Source organism: Micromonospora rifamycinica, assembly GCF_900090265.1.
Lineage (GTDB): Bacteria > Actinomycetota > Actinomycetes > Mycobacteriales > Micromonosporaceae > Micromonospora > Micromonospora rifamycinica.
This window is the reverse complement of sequence record NZ_LT607752.1, coordinates 3,468,864-3,489,652: the sequence shown is the minus strand read 5'-3', so window position 1 is coordinate 3,489,652 and position 20,789 is coordinate 3,468,864. Positions and strand designations below refer to the sequence as shown.

Sequence of the window (20,789 nt, the reverse complement as noted above, 5' to 3'; positions counted from 1 at the left end):
GACTCCCGGGGCCGGTGGGTAAACCCGAACGGGTGATCGGGACGGACAGCACGTCCGGGCATGCTCAGGGGGGTCGTGCCACGGTCGGGAACCGGGCGCTCACGCAGGGGCGTCGGGTAGTTGTCCGACCGACGGTCAGCCGAGGCGACCAATGCGACAATTCGGGTACGACGGCCCGGATCGACGCCGATTTCGCGACCGCCCAATCGGTTACGCGTTGTAGGAGGTGGGGGGCAGATGACGGCGTCCGACCGCGATCTACCTGCTGTCCCGCAGATATTCGAGCCCTCTCACCAGGGCTTACGTGACGCTACGCGGTCTGATCACTACCGTAACGAGGTTGCGCAGCGTCACCGTCGGAGGTCTAGGCTGTCTGCTGTCCGCCCCGATGATCCATCCATTTCTAGTGATCGAGAATTCGACGTGACGAGTGCGTTGACGCTGCCTGAGGGCAGCCTGCTGGCGTCGTCCTGGCCGGAGGCGCCGTCCGGGTCGCAGCCGCTGCCCCACGACCTGGACCACCTCCTCGCGCTGCGGGTGCCCGGCCTGATCGCCACCCGCCGCCACCTCCACTCCCACCCGGAACTCTCCGGGGAGGAGTTCGAGACCGCGGCGCTGATCGCCCGGGAGCTCACCCTCGCCGGGCTGCACCCCCGACTGCTCCCCAAGGGCAACGGGGTGATCTGCGACATCGACGGCCGCCCCGACGGCCCGGTCGTCGCGCTCCGCGCCGACATCGACGCGCTGCCGCTGACCGACGTGAAGGACGTCTCCTACCGTTCCACGGTGGACGGGGTCTGCCACGCCTGCGGCCACGACGTGCACACGACGGTGCTGCTCGGTGTCGGGATGCTGCTGGCCCAGCTCGCCGACGCCGGCCAGCTCGACGGCCGGGTCCGGCTGATCTTCCAGCCGGCGGAGGAGATCCTGCCCTGCGGGTCGCTGGAGGTCATCGAGGCCGGCGGCCTGGCGGACGTGGTGCAGATCTTCGCCCTGCACTGCGACCCCAACCAGCCGGTGGGCAAGGTGGGGCTGCGGGTCGGCCCGATCACCGCGGCGGCCGACAACGTCACCGTGCGGCTCACCGGGCCGGGTGGGCACACCGCCCGTCCGCACCTGACCGTCGACCTGGTCGACGCGCTCGGCAGGCTGGTCACCGAGGTTCCGGCCCTGGTCGTCCGCCGGGTGCCGGCCAACAGCGGCCTGCTGCTGGTGTTCGGCCACGCCTCGGCCGGCACCCGGTACAACGTCATCCCGTCCGAGGCGAGCGCGGCCGGCACCCTGCGGGTGATGGACCGCGACACCTGGGAGCGGGCTCCCAAGATCGTCGCTCAGGTCGTCAGGGACGTCATCGCGCCCACCGGCGCCACCGTCGACCTGGAGTACCTGCGCGGTCGTCCGCCGGTCAGCAACGACGCCCGCGCCATCGACGTCCTCACCGCCGCCACCGCCGCCGCCCTCGGGCCGGAGGGGATCGCGGAGACGCCGCAGAGCATGGGCGGCGAGGACTTCTCCTGGTACCTGGAACACGTCCCCGGCGCGCTCGCCCGGCTCGGCGTCGGCCGGGCCGACGGCCCCAGCGTCGACCTGCACCGGGCGTCCTTCGACGTCGACGAGCGCGCCGTCCCGGTCGGGGTACGGCTCATGGTGCAGACCGCGTTGCGGGCACTGGCGGCGGTCCGGTAGGAGCCGGCGGGCGGCCTCCGCCGACCGGTCCCACCGGCGGCGGAGGCTGCCGCCGACGGCGTCGCCGCCGCAGCACCACCACCAGCGCGGTCACCGGCACCCCGATGAGCAGCAGCCAGGGCAGCAGCGCGCCGAGCACGGTCAGCAGCACGCCCATCGAGGCGAGGAAGACCGTCCAACCGCCACGCAGGCCCACCATGAAGCCGGTCCGGTCCGCCTCCTCCTCGTCGGCCGTCGAGGCGTCCCGGCCCACGAAGGTCACCGTGATCGTGGAGAGCGCGGTCAGGTCGGCCAGCCGACGCTTCTTCGCCTCCAGCGAGGCCAGGTCCGCCTCCCGGCGGGTCACCTCGTTCTCCAGGGTGACCAGCTCGGCCACCGTGTCGGCGCGGGCCAGCAGCCGGCGGGCGCTGTCCACCCGGGCACGCTGGGTGGTGATCCGGGCGTCCAGGTCGACGGTCTCCTCGGTGACGTCCTGGGTACGGATCTCGCGGCGCTGCTGCCGACCGAACCCGGCCAGCTCGTCGACGAGCGTGGCGAACTTCGCCGCCGGCACCCGCAGCTCCAGTTCCGCCTGGGCGGAGGCGGCGGCACTGCGGCGCTGGTCCCCGCCGACGAACCCGCCCGCGGCGGTGACCGCCTCCACCGCCCGCCGGGCCGCGCCCTCCACGTCGTCCACCTGCACCCGCATCGTTCCGGTGTAGATGATCGCCCGCTGGTCGACCCGCAGGTCCGGGGCGCCCGCACCGGCCTGCCCCGACGCCGCCGCGCCGTCCGGTGCCGCCCGCGCCGGCGCCTTCTCGGCCGGCGCGGCCCCGCCGGAGTCGGCCGAGTCCCTGCTCCGGTCGGCTGCCCCGCAGCCGGCCAGCAGCAGCGCCGCCAACCCGATCGCGGCGAGCGCGCGTGCCCCGCCGGTCGCTGTCCTCAGTGTCATCCCCGCTCCCGTCGTCGTCGCCCCGGTCACTCGGGCGATAGTTCGGACGCGGCACGGGGCCGCTCCGGTTCCGGCAGACTGCGCTGAGGACATCACGATTCGATAAGCGAGGAATCACGATGCGGCTCACCAAGTACGCGCACTCCTGCCTCCGGCTCGAACACGACGGGGCGGTGCTGGTCGTCGACCCGGGCGGGTTCAGCGACCCGGCGGCGCTGGACGGGGCGGACGCGGTGCTGGTCACCCACGAGCACCCCGACCACCTGGACGTGGCCACGCTGACCCGGCGGCTGGACCGGAACCCCATCCCGGTGTACGGACCCGCCGCGCTCGGCGGCGTGCTCGGCGACGCGGCGACGGCACTGGTCCCGGTCACCCCGGGTGACACCTTCACCGCCGCCGGTGTCCCGGTACGCGCCGTCGGCGGCCGGCACGCCGTCATCCACCCGGACATCCCGGTGGTGGAGAACATCGGCTACCTGTTCGACGCGACCGTCTACCACCCCGGCGACGCGCTGCACGTCCCCGAGGACGTCGAGGTGGACACGCTCTTCGCCCCGATCCACGCCCCCTGGTCGAAGTTCTCCGAGGTGGTCGACTTCATCCGGGCGGTCGCCCCCCGCCGGGCGTACGCCCTGCACGACGCGATGCTCAACGACAACGGGTACGGCGTGCTCGACCGGCAGTACGCCGCGCTGTCCCGTACCGACTACCAGCGGCTGGAGCCGGGTACCCGGATCGACGTGTGAACCGTGGCCGCCGACGAGTCCGAGCTGACCCGGCAGCTCTACCGCACCCCGCCCGCCCGGTTCGTCGCCGCCCGGGAGGCCGCCGCCGCCGAGGCCCGCCGGGCCGGGGACACCGCCGCCGCCCGCCGACTGGCCGGGTCGAGGCGGCCCACCGTGGCGGCCTGGCTGGTGAACCTGCTCGCCCTGGACCGTCCCGAGCTGGTGGCCGAGCTGGGGCCGCTCGCCGAAGCGCTGCGCGGCGCCCAGCGCGACCTGGAGGGGGCCCGGTTGCGGGAGCTGTCCGGGCAGCGGCGGGCGCTGGTCGCCGCCCTGGTCACCGAGGTACGCCGGCTCGCCGCCGACCGTCCCGACGCGCCGCCGGCCGCCCGGCTGCCCCTGGCCGAGGTGGAGGCGACCCTGCACGCGGCGCTCGCCGACCCCGGGGTCGCCGGGCAGGTGCGCGCCGGGCGGCTGCTCAAGGCGGTGCACCACTCCGGTTTCGGTGAGGTCCCCCGCCCGCAACTACGCCTGGTCACCGGTGGCGCGCAGACCACCGGCGGTGGCGGGAGGGGGGCCGGTGGCGGGGCGGAGGCTGTCGGCGTACCCGGGCGGGAGGTCGACCGGGGTGGTGCCCGGCGGGTTCGCGACGAGCGGGCGGCGGCGCGGGCCGTCCGGGCCGAACGGGATCGACGCCGTCGCGCCCTGGTGCGGGAGCTGGCGGCGGCCCGGGCCGCCCAGCGGCAGGCGGAACGGGAGCGCGACGGCACGGCGACCGCCGAGCGGACGGGTGCCGACGCGCTCGACCGGATCGAGCGCGAGCTGGCCGACCTGGAGCGTCGTCGGGCCGCCGCCGAGCAGGAGCTGAGCCGGGCCCGGCTGGCCCGCCGGGCGGCCGAACGGACCCACGTCGCGGCCCGCCGCCGCACCGGAGAGGTCGAGGCGGCCATCGAGGCACTGGACGCCGAAGGGGAGGACACCACGGCTGGCGGCGGCCAGGCAGACTGAGCGCGATGGATACGTGCAACGGGTGGTCGGGATGACGCCCGAACAGGTCGCCGCCGGCAGCAAGCCCGCCGTGCTGGAGCTGGGGGAACTGTTCAGCAGGAGCCCGGAGACCCTGCAACGGGCCAGGGAACTGGGCCTCTCCGGGTGGGCGTTCTACGTCACCGGGCGGGCCGGCGCGCTGGGCGACATCCACGCCGACACGGTGGTGGCGGCGCTGGGCTTCCTCGCCCCGGAAGCCGTCGCCGACGGGTGGGACACCGCTGTCCGGGTGGTCCGGCCGCTGACGGTGGCCACCGCCAACCTGACCGAGTGCTGCCGGTGGGGCACCGCACACCTCGACGGGCTGCCCGGCACGCCCCGGCTGACCGCCCTGCTGGAACGGGTGGTGGCCGCCGCCGACGCGACAGGTATGCCGCTCTTCGCCGCCTGGCGGGCCATGCCGCTGCCGGAACACACCGACGGCGCCCGCGCGGCCGCCGCGCTCCTGCTGCTGCGGGAGTACTTCGCCGGGGCGTACCTGCTCGCGGTGCGGGCCGCCGGGATGACACCGCTGGAGGCGGTGCTGGCCGGTCCGGCGGGGGAGGACGGGGCGGCGGCGTGCGGGTGGTCCCCGCCCTACCCGGCGGTCGGGCCGTTGGTGCGGCGTCGGCTGTGGGCCGAGGCGGTGACCGACCGGTTGGCGTCGACCGGCTTCCGGGCGCTCCGACCGGCCGAGGGGCGGGAGCTGATCGAGCTGCTCAGCGACCTCCGGTCGGGACTGCGGCCCGACCCGGCCGGGTAGCCCGGCCCGCCGGGGGCGGCCGGAAAACCGGCGGCGGACGGCGCGGTGGGCTGCCAGGATCTGCGGCGTGACGCTCCCCGCCGGCTGGACCGCCCGCCGCCCCACCCTGGACGACGTGCCCGCGTTGCTCGCCGTGGTGCACGCCGCCGACACGTTCGCCATCGGTCATCCCGACTTCGACGCCGACGACGTCCGGGCCGCGTTGACCGCGCCGTTCTTCGACCCGCGGCGCGACTCCTGGCTGCTGACCGATCCCGATCAGCGGGTCGTCGGCTGGGCGCTGGTGGACAACCCGACCGGGGTGGGCCGCGAGGCCCTGGACGTCTTCGTCGACCCGCACCGGGCGGCGGCGCTGCGCGCCACGCTGCTCGACCGGATGCTGCACCGGATCGCCGCCCGGGCCGCCGAGCGGAGCCTACCCGCGCTGACCGTCCGCGCGACCGTCTGCGCCCCGGAGACCCGCTGGGCCGATGAGCTGACCGCCGCCGGATTCACCCGGGTCAAGCGGTACCTGCGGATGAGCCGGTCGCTGGCCGACCTGCCCGCCGAGCCGCCACCCCCGCCCGGGGTGACGGTCCGCCCGCTGCGGGCCGGTGACGAGGCCGACCTACGGCTGTTCCACCGGATCCACGACACCGCCTTCCGGGACACCCCGGACTACGAGCCGGTCGGCTTCGCCGGCTGGCGGGACCGGCTCACCGACGCCGGCCGGGTCTGGGACGAGTGGTTCGTCGCCGACGTCGACGGCGAGCCGGCCGGCGCGCTGAACTCCTCCGACCAGGCGGTGGAACAGGACATGGGCTGGGTACGCACCCTGTCGGTGCTGCCCGCCCACCGGCGGCGCGGGGTGGGGGCGGCGCTGCTGCGGCGGGCGTTCGCGGTCTACGCAAGCAAGGGCCGGGCTCATGCCGGGCTCGGCGTCGACCTGGCCAACCCGACCGCCCCGGTCACCCTCTACCGCTCCGTGGGCCTGCGGGGCACCCGCTGGACCGACGTGTACGAGCGGAGCGTGCCGGCGGCCCCCGCCTGACGCCGACAGCCGGGGGCGGCCCGGGGCCACCCGACCGGGGCCGCCCCACCCTGCCTGATCACGGTCGCCCGCGCGGTTGATCACGATGGGGTGGGTGGGTCACGCGGCACACCCGGCGGGGCCGCCGTCGGGCGGCACCGGCCCCGGGAGCAGACTGGGCGGGTGCGATACGCGTTACGCCGAGGCGGTGCCGGTGGGGCGGGACCGCAGCTCGGAGACGTAGTCGTCGGGTGCGCCCGCCTTCTCGGCGGCGTTCGCGATCTCCGACAGGTACCAGGCGGTCGGCAGGCCGCCCTCGTAGCCGTCGAAGACGTACACCCAGGCGGTCACGTCCCCGTCGAGCGTCGAGACCCGCACGGTGAGCTTGCGGTACGTGCCGGCGGTGACACCCTCCAGCTCGTCGAGCTGTGCGGCGTCGTACGGGTCGATGTCGTACAGCGCCACGAAGACCCGGTCGCCCGGGGATTCGACCACGGTGCTGACCGAACCCTCCCAGCCGATCACGTCCTCGCCCGCGAAGGTCAGCCGCCACCCCTCCAGCCAGCCGACACCCACCATCGGCGAATGCGGACAGTAGGCACGCATCCGGGCGGGGTCCAGGTTTGAGCCGTAGGCCGCGTAGTGACGCACGGCGATGACGATAGCCCGCCGGGCCGGTGGGGGAGAATACGACGGTGCGTGTCGCACGGGTTCGGGAGAAGAAAGTCACTGTGAACACCGAGAGAGGGCGAGGGCTGTGAGCCGCATCGTGATCATCGGCGGGGGGCCGGCCGGCTACGAGGCGGCCCTGGTCGCCGCCCAGCTGGACGCCGACGTCACCGTGGTGGAGGCCGACGGCGCCGGGGGTGCCTGCGTGCTCTCCGACTGTGTCCCGTCGAAGACCTTCATCGCCAGTTCGGAGGTGGTCACCGGCTACCGGGACACCGAGGAGTTCGGCATCCACTCCGACGGTCTGGAGGCGGTCACCGTCGACGCCCGTGCCGTGCACGAGCGGGTCAAGCGGCTCGCCCTGGCCCAGTCCGCCGACATCCACGCCAAACTGCTCAAGGCCGGGGTGACCTTCGTCGCGGGCACCGCCCGGCTCGGCGAGGACACTCTCGGTCACACCCACCGGGTCGTGGTCACCCCGGCCGACGGTGGCGCGGAGTACTCGATCGCCGCGTCCACCGTGCTGGTCGCCACCGGCGCCACCCCGCGCCAGCTGCCCACCGCGCTGCCCGACGGGGAGCGCATCCTCACCTGGCGGCAGGTCTACGACCTGCCCGAGCTGCCCACCCACCTGATCGTGGTGGGGTCCGGCGTGACCGGTGCCGAGTTCGCCAGCGCCTACCAGGCGATGGGGGTCGAGGTGACCCTGGTGTCCAGCCGGGACCGGGTGATGCCGCACGAGGACGCCGACGCGGCGATGGCCATCGAGCAGGTGTTCCGCAGCCGGGGCATGAGCATCCTCAACAACTCCCGGGCGGACGCGGTCCGGCGTACCGACGACGGGGTGGAGGTGGTCCTCTCCGACGGGCGGGTGGTGACCGGCTCGCACGCCCTGATCGCCGTCGGCTCGATCCCGAACACCGCCGGCCTCGGCCTGGCCGAGTACGGCGTCGAGCTGGCCAAGGGCGGCTACGTCACGGTCGACCGGGTGTCCCGGACCAACGTCCCCGGCATCTACGCCGCCGGCGACTGCACCGGCGTCCTGCCGCTGGCCAGCGTCGCCGCCATGCAGGGCCGGATCGCGATGTGGCACGCTCTCGGCGAGGCGGTCCGACCGCTGCGGTTGCGGACCGTGGCCGCGAACGTGTTCACCGACCCGGAGCTGGCCACCGTCGGCGTCTCCCAGGACGAGGCGGATTCCGGCCGGACCCTGGCCCGCCAGGTGATGCTGCCGCTGACCGGCAACGCCCGGGCGAAGATGGACGACCTGGCGGACGGGTTCGTCAAACTGTTCTGCCGCCCGTCCACCGGCCAGGTGGTCGGCGGGGTGGTGGTGGCCCCCAAGGCCAGCGAGCTGATCCTGCCGATCACGATGGCGATCGAGAACAACCTCACCGTCAACGAGCTGGCCCAGACCATCACCATCTATCCGAGCCTGTCCGGTTCGATCACCGAGGCGGCCCGCCAGCTCATGCTGCACGAACTCGAATGACCCGGTGATCCGGCGGGGGCTCGGCGCACGTCGCCGGTCCGGCGGTGTCGGAGCGGGCCGGGTTCCGTGACGTCGGCGCAATCAGGTGATCATGGTGGGTTCGGGGTGGACGCGGTCAGGTCGGTGGGGGTTCCTCTGCTGGCGGCGCGGGCGCTGAGCAGGGTCATCGTCCAGCCGGCCGCCCCGAACCCGATCGCCGCGGCTGCGGCGACCAGCCCCAACCGCCAGGCCGATCCGGTGAGCGCGGTGCCGCCGAGGTGGCCGACCAGCGCGCCGTAGCTGGCCCAGCCGAAAGCCGCCAGCGCCTCGTAGCAGAGGAACAGCCGGTAGGGGTAGCGGTTGCGGCCGGCGGAGAAGCAGGCCGCCATCCGCCCGCCGGGCACGAACCGGCAGAGCAGGATGGTCAGCGGTCCGGGGCGGCGCAGCCCCCGGGTGACCCGCCCGGCGACCCGACGGGCCCGACCGGGTGCCACGTGCCGGGCCGGTCGCCGGTCGGGGGCGCTGCGGCCGATCAGGTAGCAGGCCAGGTCGCCGACGAAGACGCCGAGCGCCCCGACCCCGATGGTCAACGGCAGGCTCAGCCCGCCCACCACGGTGAGGGCGCCTCCGGTGATCATGACCGCCTGGGTCGGGATGACCGGCACGAAGGCGTCCGCGATGAGCAGGCCCATCAGCAACAGGTACGCCAACAGGGGCGATGCGACGTCAGTGAGAAGCTCGGGCACGACTGCCACCTCGCCGGTCAGGGCCGATTCCAGGCTCCGAGCCTCCCGGTGGCGGCGTCGACGCCGACGGGCGGACCGGAAGTTGGTGACCACGGACACCACCGGGCGCTGCGGGGAGGACCGGGTGACTGCGCGCCGTGTGCCACCGGTAGCAGTGCGGAGGGCCGTCCGCCGTCTGCCGCTCGCCGTCTGCCGCTCGCCGCTCGTCGCTCGGAGGGGGTCGGCGGATCGGGGGTCGTCGGCGTACCGTTGGGTACGCGGTTCCACCCGCGTCAGGTCCCCCGTTCCTGACGCGTGGGCCGCCGTGGGTCGCCGGCAGGTCCCGTGCCGGCGACCCTCCTAATCTCCGTCCCGGCCGCACCGGGGGGTGACGCTCAGGGTCGGGGCGTCGCACCGGAGGTCACCGGGTTCCAGCCGGAGCCGCGGTACCGGTCGGTCCCGGGTCGTACCTGTTGATCATTCTGGCCGTCGATTCTGCCGCGGAAGGTGACTCCACCGTATCGCCGTCGCCGGCCCACGCCCGACCATTGACGTTGCCGAACGATCGGCGTCGGCGTCGACGTCGGCGTCGCCAGCGTAAGTGTCAGCCGGGCGGAGGTGGGCACTCGACGACCGCGATCGAGTTTCCGGCGAACAGCCCCAGGTGCGGATGTCCGTCGGGGTGGTCGGTGCCCGGGAGGCGGCCGACGACACGGTGGCGCTGCGCCTGCGCGACGGCCGTAGCCTCGACCCGATGCCGGCGGACGACGCGGTGCGGCTGATCGGCGCGGTGGTCGCGGCCCGCTCGGCCGAGCTGCTCCCGGCCCGCTGACCGGTGCGGGGCGGGACCGGGAGCGACGCCCCCGGTCCCGCCCCGGTCGGTGCGACGCTCAGCCCCGGGCCGGTGCCGCGGCCGCCGGTGCCGGCACGGCCTCGTCGTCGACCACCGCGGCGGTGAACTGCGCCTGGTAGAGCCGGTGGTACGCCCCCCGCGCGGCGAGCAGTTGCTGATGGGTGCCCTGCTCGACGATCCGGCCGTTCTCCATCATCAGGATCAGGTGGGCGTCGCGGATGGTGGAGAGCCGGTGCGCGATGACGAAGCTGGTCCGGTCGGAGCGCAGCGCCGCCATCGCCCGCTGCAACAGCACCTCGGTACGGGTGTCCACCGAGCTGGTGGCCTCGTCCAGGATCAGCAGCGACGGCTCGGCGAGGAACGCCCGCGCGATGGTGATGAGCTGCTTCTCACCGGCGCTGACGTTGCTGCCCTCCTCGTCGATGACGGTGTCGTACCCGTCGGGGAGGCTGCGGACGAACCGGTCCACGAAGGTGGCCCGGCTGGCGGCGAGGATCTCCTCCTCGGTGGCGTCCGGGCGGCCGTAGGCGATGTTGTCCCGGATGGTGCCGCCGAAGAGCCAGGTGTCCTGGAGCACCATGCCGATCCGGCCGCGCAGGTCGTCGCGGCGCAGCGTGGTGATGTCCACCCCGTCCAGGGTGATCCGCCCGGCGTCCAGTTCGTAGAAGCGCATCACCAGGTTGACCAGGGTGGTCTTCCCGGCGCCGGTGGGGCCGACGATGGCGACGGTGTGGCCGGGCTCGGCGACCAGGGAGAGGTCGTCGATCAGCGGCTTGTCCGGGTCGTACCGGAAGGAGATGTTCTCGAACTCGACCCGGCCGTGCGGTTCGGCGATCCGGGTCGGGGCGGCCGGGTCGGGGCTCTGCTCGTCGGCGTCGAGCACGGCGAAGACCCGTTCGGCGGAGGCCACCCCGGACTGGAGCAGGTTCGCCATCGACGCGACCTGGGTGAGCGGCTGGGTGAACTGCCGTGAGTACTGGATGAACGCCTGCACGTCACCGAGGCTCATCGACCCGGACGCCACCCGCAGCCCACCGACCACGGCGATCGCCACGTAGCTGAGGTTCCCGATGAACATCATCGCCGGCATGATGATCCCGGAGATGAACTGCGCGCCGAAGCTGGCCCGGAACAGCTCCTCGTTCTTGGCGTGGAAGCTGGCCTCGACCTCCGGCTGGCGGCCGAAGACCTTGACCAGTTCGTGGCCGGTGAACGCCTCCTCGATCTGGCCGTTCAGCTCACCGGTGTGCGTCCACTGGGCGATGAACTTGCGCTGCGACCGCTTGGCGATCCGCTGCGTCACGATCACCGACAGCGGCACCGCGATCAGCGCGACCAGCGCCAGCAGCGGCGAGATCCAGAACATCATCGCCAGGACGCCGACCACGGTCAGCAGCGAGGTGAGCAGTTGGCTGAGCGTCTGCGACAGGGTCTGCGAGATGTTGTCGATGTCGTTGGTGACCCGGCTGAGCAGCTCGCCCCGGGGCTGCCGGTCGAAGTAGGGCAGCGGCAGCCGGTTGAGCTTCTCCTCCACCTCGGCGCGCAGCCGCAGCACGGTGGCCTGCACCACCCCGTTGAGCAGCCAGCCCTGCCACCAGGCCAGCAGGCTGGCCGCCACGTACAGGCCGAGCGCGAACAGCAGCGTCCGGCCGAGGGCGTCGAAATCGATGCCGGCGCCGGGGACCACGTCCATCCGGGCGAGCATGTCGGCGAGGTTGTCGTTGCCGGCGGCCCGCATCCCGGCCACCGCCTGGTCGACGGTGGTGCCGGGAGGAAGCTGCCGGCCGAGCACCCCGGCGAAGATGATGTCGGTGGCGTGGCCGAGGATCTTCGGGCCGACCACGCTGAACCCGACGCTGGCCACGGCCAGGGTGATGATGCCGGTCAGCGTGACCCGGTGCGGTCGCAGCCGGCGGAGCAGCCGGCGGGCCGACGGCCCGAAGTTCATCGACTTCTCCGCGGGCATGGCGGCGCTCATCCACGGCGGGCCGCCGCCGCGCCGGCCGGCGGCGGTGGGCAGCCGCTGCGGCGTGGTCGCCTCCGGGGCCTTCTTCTGCTCGGGTACGGCGGTCATGCCGGCACCCCCGTGGTCTGCTGGGACGCCACGATCTCGGCGTACGTCGGGCAGTCGTCGAGCAGTTCGTCGTGTCGGCCCATTCCGACCACGCCCCCGTCCTCCAGCACGATGATCTGGTCGGCGTCGATGATCGTGGACACCCGCTGGGCCACGATCACCACTGCGGCCTCGGCGGTGACCGGGCGCAACGCGGCCCGCAACCGGGCGTCGGTGCCCAGGTCGAGCGCCGAGAACGAGTCGTCGAAGAGGTAGATCTCCGGTTTGCGGACCAGCGCGCGGGCGATGGCCAGGCGTTGCCGTTGCCCGCCGGAGACGTTGGTGCCGCCCTGGGCGATCGGGGCGTCCAGGCCACCGGACATCTGGGCCACGAAGTCGCGGGCCTGGGCGATCTCCAACGCCGTCCACAGCTCGTCGTCGGTGGCGTCCGGGTTGCCGTACCGCAGGTTGCTCGCCACCGTGCCGGTGAACAGGTACGGCTTCTGCGGCACCAGGCCGATCCGCCGCCACAGCTCCTCCGGGGCGAGCTCCCGGACGTCGACCCCGTCGACCAGCACCTGGCCCGCGGTCGGGTCGACCAGCCGGGGGATCAGGCTCAACAGGGTCGTCTTGCCGGCGCCGGTGGATCCGATCACGGCGGTGGTCCGGCCGGGGGTGGCCCGGAACGAGATGTCGTGCAGCACCGGCGCGCTGGCCCCCGGGTACTGGAAGGAGACGCCGCGCAGCTCCAGCTCGCCATGCCCGTCGACGTCGGTGACCGGGGTGGTCGACGGGACCACCGAGGACTCGGTGTCCAGCACCTCGGCGACGCGTTCGGCGCAGACCGCCGCGCGGGGCACCAGCATCAGCATGAAGGTGGCCATCATGACCGCCATCAGGATCTGCATGAGGTACGCCAGGAAGGCGGTCAGCGCGCCGATCTGGATCTGCCCGGAGTCGACCCGCTGGGCGCCGAACCAGAGCACGGCGACGCTGGAGACGTTGAGCACCAGCATCACCACCGGGAAGATCAGCGCCATCAGCCGGCCGACCCGCAGGGCGGTGGCGGTGAGATCGGCGTTCGCGACCCCGAACCGCTGCGTCTCGTACGGTTCCCGGACGAACGCCCGGACCACCCGGATGCCGGTGATCTGCTCCCGGAGCACCCGGTTGACGGTGTCGATCCGGGTCTGCATGAGCCGGAAGCCGGGCACCATCCGGCGGATGACCAGCCCGAGCGTGACGGCGAGCACCGGCACGCTGACCAGCATCAGCCAGGACAGGCCGATGTCCTCCCGCAGCGCCATCACCACCCCGCCGATGCTCATGATCGGGGCCGCGACCAGCATGGTGCAGCTGGTCAGCACGAGCATCTGCACCTGCTGCACGTCGTTGGTGTTGCGGGTGATCAACGAGGGGGCGCCGAAGTGGGCGACCTCCCGCGCGGAGAAGCGGTTGACCTGCCCGAAGATCGCCGAGCGGAGGTCCCGGCCGAAGGCCATCGCGGTGCGGGCGCCGAAGTAGACCGCCGCCACCGAGCAGGCGATCTGCACCAGGCTGACCACCAGCATCCAACCACCGGTACGGATGATGTAGTCGGTGTCGCCCCGGGCCACCCCCAGGTCGATGATGTCGGCGTTGAGGCTCGGCAGGTAGAGCGACGCCATCGTGCCGACGAACTGGAGCAGCACCACCAGGCCCAGCGGCCGGTGGTAGGGCCGCAGGTAGCGGCGCAACAGACTGATCAGCACGGATGGCTCCCGGGCCTCGGGTCGGTCGTTCCCTGGTGCTGTGTTGTCAACCTCTTGTCCTCCCCGTCGGACATGGTCGTGATGACCTCGATCAGGAAATCCCGGATCACCGCGCGCCGGGCCGGATCGGCGTCGACGGAGGTGAGCGGGGTGGCGGTGTGCATCTGGTCGACCAGGGCCTGGGTGCGCTCGCGCCCCTTGTCGGTCAGCGCCAGTCGGACGGTGCGTCGGTCGGCTTCGTCGCGGCGGCGCTCGACGAAGCCGTCCCGTTCCAGGGTGTCGATGATCCCGGTGAGGGTGGCGGGCCGGACGAAACAGCGGTCGGCCACGTCCCGGTGGGTGGCGTCGTCGAGATGGGTGAGGGTGAACAGCACCCGCATCCCGGCCGGGGTCAGGCCGTGGTGCTCGGCGAGGTAGCGACCCCAGTGCTGGTCGACGAGGTGCCCGGCGACCGACAGCAGCCGGCCGAGTGGCACGCCGCGGAGCACGTCCGGAAATGCGGGCAGTGGTTCCATCTGCACGGTCGGTATGTTAGCCCCCGGACGGTCAGGGGCCAAACGAAATGGTCAGGGCCACTGCGACGTACAGGATCTGCAACGCCGTGCGCGGTCCGAGCGGGGTGACGGGTCGGCCGGCGAGCGTCAGACCGCGCCGGGCCGCCGAGACGTTGGCGGGGAACATCGCCATCATCAACAGCGCCAGGGCGGCGGCGGCCGGTCGGGCGGTGACCGGGACCAGCAACGCCACGGCCCCGGCCAACTCCAGTACCCCGGTGGCGGTGACCAGGCGGCCCGGGTGGGGCAGGCGTGGCGGGACCATGGCGATCAGGTCCTCCCGGCGGGGTGAGGTGAAGTGGGCGAAGCCGGTCAACACGAACAGCAGTGCCAGCCCGACGCGGAGCGCGGGGTGCCAGCCGTCGAGCGGGGCCACGCCGGCCAGCCCGGCCAGGCGCGCGGCGGCGGTGCCGACGAGCAGAGCGATCAACGGAACCATGCGGGCCTCCTCGGGTGCAAATCTTTATGCTGACAAGATAGCCGGAGGAATGGCCGTCTTGTCAACGTAAAGATATGCTCGGTGTCATGACCGACACCCGTGCCTACCACCACGGCGACCTGCCACGCGCCCTGCTCGCGGCGGCGGTGGCGGCGATCGAGGAGTCCGGCCCGGCGGCGCTGCGCCTGCGCGACCTCGCCCGCCGCGCCGGCGTCTCGCACGCCGCCCCCACCCACCACTTCGGTGACAAGGCCGGGCTGCTCACCGCCCTCGCCGTCGAGGGGTTCGACCTGCTGGCCGCCGCCCTGTCCGCGGCCGGGGACGACCTGCTAGACGTGGGGGTGGCGTACGTGGACTTCGCCGTCCGCCACCGGGCGCACTTCGAGGTGATGTTCCGGCCCGACCTCTACCGTGCCGACGCCTCCGAGGTGCGGGCGGCCCGGGAACGGGCCGGCGCTTCGCTGCACGTCGGGGTGGCGGCCCTACCGCCGGACCGTGCCGACCCGGACGGCTCGCGGACGGATTCGCTGGCCGCCTGGTCGATCGTGCACGGCTTCGCCACGCTCTGGCTCTCCGGTGCGCTGCCGCCCGACGTCGAGGCCGACCCCCGCATCGCCGCCCGCACCGTCATCCGCCGCCTCTTCCCGTCCCCCTCCCCCCTCCCCCCTCCCCCTCCCTCCCCCGCCCCACCCCACCCTGCCCGCACGGGTTGATCAAGAGCTTTACGTCACCCCACCAGCCCAAACCTGACGCAAACCTCTTGATCGCCGCCTCGCCCCCCGGTGTGAACGGGTGATCAAGAGCTTTGCGTCACCCACCTGCTCGGAGCTGCCCCAAACCTCTTGATCACCCGGCGCCGACGGCTCTGGTATCGGTGATCAAGAGGTTTGGGGCATGGCTGGGCGGGCGGGGTGACGTAAAGCTCTTGATCAACTCGCGCAGGCGCTCGCGCAGGCGGAGGCGGAGGGGCGGGGCGGGGCGGGGGCAGGGGCGGGGACAGGGTGGGGTTACCAGCTGGTGGGGAGGGGCATGCCTTCGGTGTAGCCGGCGGTGCTCTGGACGCCGACCAGGGCGCGTTCGTGGAACTCGTCCAGGGTGCGGGCGCCGGCGTAGGTGCAGGCGCTGCGTACCCCGGAGACGATCTCGTCGATCAGGTCCTCGACGCTGGGGCGGGTCGGATCCAGGTACATCCGCGCGGTGGAGATGCCCTCCTCGAAGATCGCCTTCCGGGCCCGGTCGAAGGCGCTGTCCTCGGCGGTCCGCGCACTGACCGCCCGCGAGGAGGCCATCCCGAAGCTCTCCTTGTAGCGGCGGCCGTCGGGCTCGGTGTAGAGGTCGCCCGGGGACTCGTAGGTGCCGGCGAACCAGGAGCCCACCATCACGTTGGACGCCCCGGCGGCCAGCGCCAGCGCCACGTCGCGGGGGTGCCGGACGCCCCCGTCGGCCCAGACGTGCCGGCCGAGGGTGCGGGCCGCCGCGGCGCAGTCGAGCACCGCCGAGAACTGTGGTCGGCCGACCCCGGTCATCATCCGGGTGGTGCACATCGCGCCCGGCCCGACGCCGACCTTGACGATGTCCGCGCCCGCCTCGACCAGGTCGCGTACCCCCTCGGCGGTGACCACGTTGCCGGCCGCCACCGGCACCGGCGGGTCGAGCTTGCGCACCGCCCGCAGGGCGGCGAGCATCCGGTGCTGGTGCCCGTGGGCGGTGTCCACCACGAGCGTGTCCACCCCGGCCGCGAGCAGCGCCTCGGCCTTGCCGGTGACGTCTCCGTTGATGCCCACCGCGGCGGCTATCCGCAGCCGTCCCCGGTCGTCGACGGCGGGCTTGTAGAGGGTGGCGCGCAGCGCGCCCTGCCGGGTGAGCACCCCGACGAGGCGGCCGTCGGCGTCCACCACCGGGGCCAGCCGCCGCCGTCCCGCGTTGAGCCGCTCGAATCCGGTACGCGGGTCCGCGTCGGCCGGCACGGTTTGCAGCTCGGTGGACATCACGTGCTGGAGCTGGGCGAACCTGTCCACCTCGTGGGTGTCCCCTTCGGTGACCACCCCCACCGGCCGGCCGGCCTCGTCGATCACCACCACCGCGCCGTGGGACTTCTTGGGCAGCAGGTGGATGGCGTCACCGACGGTGTCGGTCGGGCCGAGCGTGATCGGGGTGTCGTGCACCAGGTGCCGCTGCTTGACCCAGTCGACCACGGTGGCTACCACGTCGATCGGGATGTCCTGCGGGATCACCGCGATCGCGCCGCGCCGGGCCACCGTCTCGGCCATCCGCCGACCGGACACCGCGGTCATGTTCGCCACCACCAGGGGGATGGTGGTGCCGGTGCCGTCGCCGGTGGCCAGGTCGACGTCGAGCCGCGAACCCACCTCGGAGCGGTTCGGCGCCATGAAGACGTCGTTGTAGGTCAGGTCGTGCGCGGGCACCGCGCCATGAAGGAACCTCACCCGACCATCATTCCCGGTCCCGGTCCCTCCCGCCGCCCGTCGGTGGCCCAGACCACCCTGCCCCCGCGGGCGTCCGGCAGCGACAGCGGTTCAGGTGATGGTGCAGATCGCCGCGCCGGCGGTGAGCACCGCGCCGACCTCGGCGGTGAGCCCGGCGACCGTGCCGGCCCGGTGGGCGTGCAGCGGTTGCTCCATCTTCATCGCCTCCAGGACGACGACCAGGTCCCCCTCGGCGACGGTGTCCCCGTCCGCGACGGCGATCTTGACGATGGTGCCCTGCATGGGGGAGGTGAGCGCGTCGCCGCTGACCGTCGCGCCGGCGTTGGCGCCGCCGCCCCGGCGGGCCGGCTTCCGGGCGGTCGGCGCGGCGGTGGTCGTACCCCCGGAGAGGCCGGCGGGGAGGGTGACCTCCAGCCGCTTGCCGCCCACCTCGACCACGACGGTCTCGCGTGCCGCCGCCGTCTCGGCGGGGGAGGCGGTCGGGGTGAACGCCGGGACGGTGTTGTCGAACTCGGTCTCGATCCACCGGGTGTGCACGGTGAACGGCTCGGTGGTGAACGCCGGATCCCGTACGACGAGGCGGTGGAACGGCAGCGCGGTGGCCATCCCCTCGACGACCATCTCGTCGAGCACCCGGCGGGCCCGCTCGACGGCCTCGGCGCGGGTCTCGCCGGTGACGATCACCTTGGCCAGCAGCGAGTCGAAGTTGCCGCCGATCACGTCCCCGGCCCGCACCCCGGTGTCGACCCGTACGCCGGGACCGCCGGGCAGGCGCAGCGCGGTGATGACGCCCGGGGCGGGGAGGAAGTTGCGGCCCGGGTCCTCGCCGTTGATCCGGAACTCGATGGCGTGCCCGCGCGGGGTCGGATCCTCGGTGAGGCGCAGCTTCTCGCCGTCGGCGATCCGGAACTGCTCACGGACCAGGTCGACGCCGGCGGTCTCCTCGGTGACCGGGTGTTCCACCTGGAGCCGGGTGTTCACCTCCAGGAAGGAGATGGTGCCGTCCCCACCCACCAGGTACTCGACCGTGCCGGCGCCGTGGTAGCCGGCCTCCCGGCAGATCGCCTTGGCGCTGTCGTGGATCTGGGCACGCTGCGCGGTGGTGAGGAACGGCGCGGGGGCCTCCTCGACCAGCTTCTGGTGCCGGCGCTGCAGTGAGCAGTCCCGGGTGCCGACCACGACCACGTTGCCGTGCTGGTCGGCCAGGACCTGCGCCTCCACGTGCCGGGGCCGGTCGAGGTAGCGCTCGACGAAGCACTCGCCCCGGCCGAACGCGGCGACCGCCTCCCGGGTGGCCGACTCGAACAGGTGCGGGATCTCCTCCAGGGTGCGGGCCACCTTGAGGCCGCGCCCGCCGCCGCCGAAGGCGGCCTTGATGGCGACCGGCAGGCCGTGCTCGGCGGCGAAGGCGGTCACCTCGGCGGCGTCGGCCACCGGGTCGGGGGTGCCGGGGACCAGGGGTGCGCCGGCCCGCTGGGCGAGGTGCCGGGCGGTCACCTTGTCGCCGAGGTCGCGGATCGCCTGCGGGGTGGGGCCGATCCAGGTCAGCCGGGCGTCGATGACGGCCTGGGCGAAGTCGGCGTTCTCGGAGAGGAAGCCGTAGCCCGGGTGTACGGCGTCCGCGCCGGACCGCCGGGCCACCTCGATCAGCTTGTCGATCCGCAGGTAGCTGTCGGCGGCGGTGTCGCCACCGAGGGCGTACGCCTCGTCGGCGAGGGTGGTGTGCAGGGCGTCCCGGTCGGAGTCGGCGTAGACGGCGACGCTGTCCAGCCCGGCGTCGCGGCAGGCCCGGATGACGCGGACGGCGATCTCGCCGCGGTTGGCGATGAGAACCTTGCGCACCTGGTGCTCCTCCCGGGGTCGTTGACTGGGGAGTGTATCGGCCGGTCGGAAGCACCCCTAACGATCACTCAGTGTGGGATGCCGCACTGTCGACGCCGAGGGTTAGTCAAGTTTGGCTATTACGCTCGTGCGGTGTCTGCGACTCGGATGATGATCCTGGGGCTGGTTCGGTGGATGCAGCCCGTACACGGCTACGACGTGCGCCGCGAACTGTCGAGCTGGGGTGCCGACAAGTGGGCGAACGTGCAGCCCGGCTCGATCTACCACGCGTTGCGCAAGTTGACCGAGGAGGGCCTGTTGCGGACGGTCGCCACCGAGCAGGTCGGTGCCCGTCCGGCGCGTACCACGTACGAGGTGACGCCCAAGGGGGACGAGGAGTTCGAGACGTTGCTGCGGGCGCAGTGGTGGCGGCTGCACGAGGTGCCGGACCCGTTCGCGGCGGCCTTCTCGTTCCTGCCGGCGATGCCCCGCGAGGAGGCGGCGGCAGCGCTGCGCAACCGGGCGAACCTGCTGCGTGCCGGTGTCGAGTGGATGCGTGCCTCGTTGGACTCCGACTGGGCACGCAACAGCAGGCCGGTGCACGTGGCCTGGATGTTCGAGCTGTGGATGGCGCGGGCCGAGGCGGAGATGGCGTGGTGCGGGCGGATCGCCGAGCGGATCGACTCGGGGGTGTCGTACCTGCCTGCTGGGCTGACGGGGCCGGACGTCTGGCCCGGCTGGACCGATGGTGGTCCGCCGGCCGAACGGAAAAGCAATAATCAAAGTTGACCATAGAAGCTATATCGCGTTAGCCTGCTCCCGACCCGATGGTGGGGAGTGCGCCGCACGGTGCCTCGGGGCAGAGAGCGGCCGGCACGACCCGGCCCGGACGACCAGGAGCAGAAATGATCGAGACCAGGGGGCTGCGGAAGTCGTTCCGCTCCCGGCAGGGTCGGGAGACGAAGACGGTGGACGCCGTACGGGGGGTGGACCTCCAGGTGCCGGCGGGGGAGATCTTCGGCTTCCTCGGCCCCAACGGCGCCGGCAAGACCACCACCCTGCGGATGCTCGCCACGTTGATCGAGCCCGACGGGGGCGAGGCCGTCATCGCCGGCGCCGACCTGCGCAAGGACCCGGCCGAGGTACGCCGCCGGATCGGCTACGTGGCCCAGGGCGGCAGCACCTGGGACGAGAGCACCGCCCGCGAGGAACTCGTCCTGCACGCCCGGATGTACGGCATCGGCAAGGCCGAGGCGCACCGCCGCGCGGTCCGCGCCCTGGAGGCCTTCCAGCTCACCGAGTACGCCGACCGCAAGTGCAAGACCTACTCGGGCGGCCAGCGGCGGCGGGTGGAGATCGCCCTCGGCATCATCCACGAACCGAAGATCGTCTTCCTGGACGAGCCGACCACCGGCCTCGACCCGCAGAGCCGCGCGCACATGTGGGACGAGATCCGCCGGCTGCGTACCGAGGGGATGACGGTCTTCATCACCACCCACTACCTCGACGAGGCCGACGCGCTCTGCGACCGGATCTCGATCATGGATCACGGCGAGGTGGTCGCCGAGGGTACGCCGGCCGAGCTGAAGCGGGAGATCTCCGGCGACGTCGTGCTGGTCGGCCTGGACGTGGCGAGCACCCCGCAGGCCGCCGAGCTCCTCGACAGCGAGGAGTACCTCAACAAGCTGGAGACCGTCGACGAGGGGGGACTGCGCCTCTACGTCGACGAGGGCGCCACCGCCATCCCGCAGATCCTGCGCCGGCTCGACCACGCCGGGCTGGTCATGAGCTCCATCGAGCTGCACCGCCCCAGCCTCGACGACGTCTTCCTCACCAAGACCGGCCGCTCGCTGCGCGAGTCCTGAG

19 protein-coding genes are annotated in these 20,789 nt (G+C 72.9%); 10 read left to right on the top strand and 9 right to left on the bottom strand.

Features of this window, described 5'->3' with window-relative positions:
- Positions 1-423 precede the first annotated feature (423 nt).
- On the top strand, positions 424-1,686 hold the full coding sequence (locus tag GA0070623_RS14220) for an amidohydrolase (RefSeq protein WP_067304666.1): 1,263 nt from the start codon (positions 424-426) through the stop codon (positions 1,684-1,686).
- Here GA0070623_RS14220 and GA0070623_RS14215 read toward each other — a convergent pair.
- Positions 1,643-2,656: a DUF4349 domain-containing protein gene (locus GA0070623_RS14215; protein ID WP_407937999.1), complete on the bottom strand. Its 1,014-nt coding sequence runs from the start codon at positions 2,654-2,656 to the stop codon at positions 1,643-1,645. The genes GA0070623_RS14220 and GA0070623_RS14215 overlap by 44 nt on opposite strands.
- 80 nt (positions 2,657-2,736) lie before the next feature.
- On the opposite strand from GA0070623_RS14215, the gene GA0070623_RS14210 reads away from it, so the two are divergent.
- From GA0070623_RS14210 to GA0070623_RS14195, 4 genes are all read left to right on the top strand, one after another.
- The gene (locus GA0070623_RS14210; protein WP_067304660.1) at positions 2,737-3,366 is read left to right on the top strand and encodes an MBL fold metallo-hydrolase; all 630 of its coding nucleotides are present in this window, start codon (positions 2,737-2,739) and stop codon (positions 3,364-3,366) included.
- A 3-nt stretch (positions 3,367-3,369) separates the two neighbouring features.
- Entirely contained in the window at positions 3,370-4,350 is a 981-nt protein-coding gene (locus tag GA0070623_RS14205; protein WP_067304657.1) for a hypothetical protein, read from the top strand.
- A gap of 31 nt (positions 4,351-4,381) precedes the next feature.
- A complete protein-coding gene (locus GA0070623_RS14200; RefSeq protein WP_067304742.1) occupies positions 4,382-5,131 on the top strand; it encodes an SCO6745 family protein in 750 nt (249 codons plus the stop codon).
- Positions 5,132-5,198: 67 nt separating this feature from the next.
- Positions 5,199-6,161 carry a GNAT family N-acetyltransferase gene (locus tag GA0070623_RS14195; RefSeq protein WP_067304654.1) on the top strand — a complete coding sequence of 321 codons (963 nt, stop codon included), beginning with the start codon at positions 5,199-5,201 and terminating at the stop codon, positions 6,159-6,161.
- 174 nt (positions 6,162-6,335) lie between these two features.
- Here the strand turns inward: GA0070623_RS14195 and GA0070623_RS14190 are convergent, their stop codons facing one another.
- The gene (locus GA0070623_RS14190; protein ID WP_067304651.1) at positions 6,336-6,791 is read right to left on the bottom strand and encodes a gamma-glutamylcyclotransferase; all 456 of its coding nucleotides are present in this window, start codon (positions 6,789-6,791) and stop codon (positions 6,336-6,338) included.
- A gap of 106 nt (positions 6,792-6,897) precedes the next feature.
- Here GA0070623_RS14190 and GA0070623_RS14185 point away from each other — a divergent pair, with 106 nt between their 5' ends.
- Positions 6,898-8,301 carry an NAD(P)H-quinone dehydrogenase gene (locus GA0070623_RS14185; RefSeq protein WP_067304647.1) on the top strand — a complete coding sequence of 468 codons (1,404 nt, stop codon included), beginning with the start codon at positions 6,898-6,900 and terminating at the stop codon, positions 8,299-8,301.
- An 89-nt stretch (positions 8,302-8,390) separates the two neighbouring features.
- On the opposite strand, the gene GA0070623_RS14180 is transcribed toward GA0070623_RS14185, so the two are convergent.
- Entirely contained in the window at positions 8,391-9,026 is a 636-nt protein-coding gene (locus GA0070623_RS14180) for a DedA family protein (RefSeq protein WP_067304738.1), read from the bottom strand.
- A 643-nt stretch (positions 9,027-9,669) separates the two neighbouring features.
- Between GA0070623_RS14180 and GA0070623_RS29980 the strand changes: the two genes are divergently transcribed.
- Positions 9,670-9,837: a hypothetical protein gene (locus GA0070623_RS29980; protein WP_231932786.1), complete on the top strand. Its 168-nt coding sequence runs from the start codon at positions 9,670-9,672 to the stop codon at positions 9,835-9,837.
- 58 nt (positions 9,838-9,895) lie between these two features.
- Here GA0070623_RS29980 and GA0070623_RS14175 read toward each other — a convergent pair whose 3' ends face one another.
- The 4 genes from GA0070623_RS14175 to GA0070623_RS14160 are packed head-to-tail and all read right to left on the bottom strand — an operon-like array spanning position 9,896 to position 14,655.
- A complete protein-coding gene (locus GA0070623_RS14175; protein ID WP_067304644.1) occupies positions 9,896-11,932 on the bottom strand; it encodes an ABC transporter ATP-binding protein in 2,037 nt (678 codons plus the stop codon).
- On the bottom strand, positions 11,929-13,662 hold the full coding sequence (locus tag GA0070623_RS14170) for an ABC transporter ATP-binding protein (protein ID WP_089004050.1): 1,734 nt from the start codon (positions 13,660-13,662) through the stop codon (positions 11,929-11,931). Before GA0070623_RS14170 ends, GA0070623_RS14175 begins: the two co-directional genes overlap by 4 nt.
- Positions 13,656-14,177 (bottom strand): MarR family winged helix-turn-helix transcriptional regulator, encoded by a 522-nt coding sequence (locus GA0070623_RS14165; RefSeq protein ID WP_067304639.1) that lies wholly within the window; start codon positions 14,175-14,177, stop codon positions 13,656-13,658. The genes GA0070623_RS14170 and GA0070623_RS14165 overlap by 7 nt, the downstream gene beginning before the upstream one ends.
- Before the next feature lie 31 nt (positions 14,178-14,208).
- The gene (locus GA0070623_RS14160; RefSeq protein WP_067304636.1) at positions 14,209-14,655 is read right to left on the bottom strand and encodes a DoxX family protein; all 447 of its coding nucleotides are present in this window, start codon (positions 14,653-14,655) and stop codon (positions 14,209-14,211) included.
- A gap of 86 nt (positions 14,656-14,741) precedes the next feature.
- Between GA0070623_RS14160 and GA0070623_RS14155 the strand changes: the two genes are divergently transcribed.
- Positions 14,742-15,368, top strand: coding sequence for a TetR/AcrR family transcriptional regulator (locus GA0070623_RS14155; RefSeq protein WP_089004319.1), 627 nt, complete (start codon positions 14,742-14,744; stop codon positions 15,366-15,368).
- A gap of 294 nt (positions 15,369-15,662) precedes the next feature.
- On the opposite strand, the gene GA0070623_RS14150 is transcribed toward GA0070623_RS14155, so the two are convergent.
- On the bottom strand, positions 15,663-17,102 hold the full coding sequence (locus GA0070623_RS14150) for a GuaB1 family IMP dehydrogenase-related protein (RefSeq protein WP_067302928.1): 1,440 nt from the start codon (positions 17,100-17,102) through the stop codon (positions 15,663-15,665).
- 90 nt (positions 17,103-17,192) lie between these two features.
- Positions 17,193-18,944, bottom strand: a complete 1,752-nt coding sequence (locus GA0070623_RS14145; RefSeq protein ID WP_067302925.1) for an acetyl/propionyl/methylcrotonyl-CoA carboxylase subunit alpha — start codon at positions 18,942-18,944, stop codon at positions 17,193-17,195.
- Between the two features lie 147 nt (positions 18,945-19,091).
- On the opposite strand from GA0070623_RS14145, the gene GA0070623_RS14140 reads away from it, so the two are divergent.
- Positions 19,092-19,712: a PadR family transcriptional regulator gene (locus tag GA0070623_RS14140; protein ID WP_067302923.1), complete on the top strand. Its 621-nt coding sequence runs from the start codon at positions 19,092-19,094 to the stop codon at positions 19,710-19,712.
- 116 nt (positions 19,713-19,828) lie between these two features.
- Positions 19,829-20,788 (top strand): ATP-binding cassette domain-containing protein, encoded by a 960-nt coding sequence (locus tag GA0070623_RS14135; RefSeq protein ID WP_089004049.1) that lies wholly within the window; start codon positions 19,829-19,831, stop codon positions 20,786-20,788.
- Position 20,789: the final 1 nt, after the last annotated feature.

What these genes read in the sequence shown, in the direction of transcription:
- GA0070623_RS14140 (WP_067302923.1), top strand. Translation starts at nt 19,092, where the DNA reads ATGATGATCCTGGGGCTGGTTCGGTGGATGCAGCCCGTACACGGCTAC.
- GA0070623_RS14135 (WP_089004049.1), top strand. Translation starts at nt 19,829, where the DNA reads ATGATCGAGACCAGGGGGCTGCGGAAGTCGTTCCGCTCCCGGCAGGGT.
- GA0070623_RS14210 (WP_067304660.1), top strand. Translation starts at nt 2,737, where the DNA reads ATGCGGCTCACCAAGTACGCGCACTCCTGCCTCCGGCTCGAACACGAC.
- GA0070623_RS14200 (WP_067304742.1), top strand. Translation starts at nt 4,382, where the DNA reads ATGACGCCCGAACAGGTCGCCGCCGGCAGCAAGCCCGCCGTGCTGGAG.
- GA0070623_RS14175 (WP_067304644.1), bottom strand. Translation starts at nt 11,932, where the DNA reads ATGACCGCCGTACCCGAGCAGAAGAAGGCCCCGGAGGCGACCACGCCG.
- GA0070623_RS14160 (WP_067304636.1), bottom strand. Translation starts at nt 14,655, where the DNA reads ATGGTTCCGTTGATCGCTCTGCTCGTCGGCACCGCCGCCGCGCGCCTG.
- GA0070623_RS14165 (WP_067304639.1), bottom strand. Translation starts at nt 14,177, where the DNA reads ATGGAACCACTGCCCGCATTTCCGGACGTGCTCCGCGGCGTGCCACTC.
- GA0070623_RS14155 (WP_089004319.1), top strand. Translation starts at nt 14,742, where the DNA reads ATGACCGACACCCGTGCCTACCACCACGGCGACCTGCCACGCGCCCTG.